General features: G+C 35.8%; 1 protein-coding gene. It reads right to left on the bottom strand.

Annotated elements, in window-relative coordinates; all coding sequences use genetic code 11:
* Positions 1 to 260 (bottom strand): LCP family protein (locus AOA62_RS05115; RefSeq protein ID WP_218244073.1); only part of this gene is annotated, 260 nt, incomplete at its 3' end.
* Positions 261 to 302 lie beyond the last annotated feature (42 nt).

Raw genomic sequence — 302 nt, 5'->3', positions numbered from 1 at the left:
AAACCACGACCGATAATTTCAGTGCGAGTATCTCGAGGAATACTTAACATCTTCATTGAATTATCATTTTGATTAACAGTTAGTACAATAATAGTATCTGTACGACCACGGTCTGTACTTCTAGCATCCACACCCATTAATAAGAAAGATAATGGTTCACTTTCTTCTATATTAACTACTTCAAAACGTTTCTCAGATTTTTCGCGTTCCAGAGGTTGGTGCATTTTATTGTCAACCGTTCCTTGAACACTTTTATACATATAATATCCATAACCGCCTACTGAAACGACCAAGGTTAACAG

This window comes from Pseudomonas sp. 2995-3, from assembly GCF_002742565.1.
GTDB classification, from domain to species: domain Bacteria; phylum Pseudomonadota; class Gammaproteobacteria; order Pseudomonadales; family Pseudomonadaceae; genus Aquipseudomonas; species Aquipseudomonas edaphica.
The sequence above is the reverse complement of the archived record's forward strand: the minus strand, read 5'-3'. Positions and strand labels throughout refer to the sequence as shown.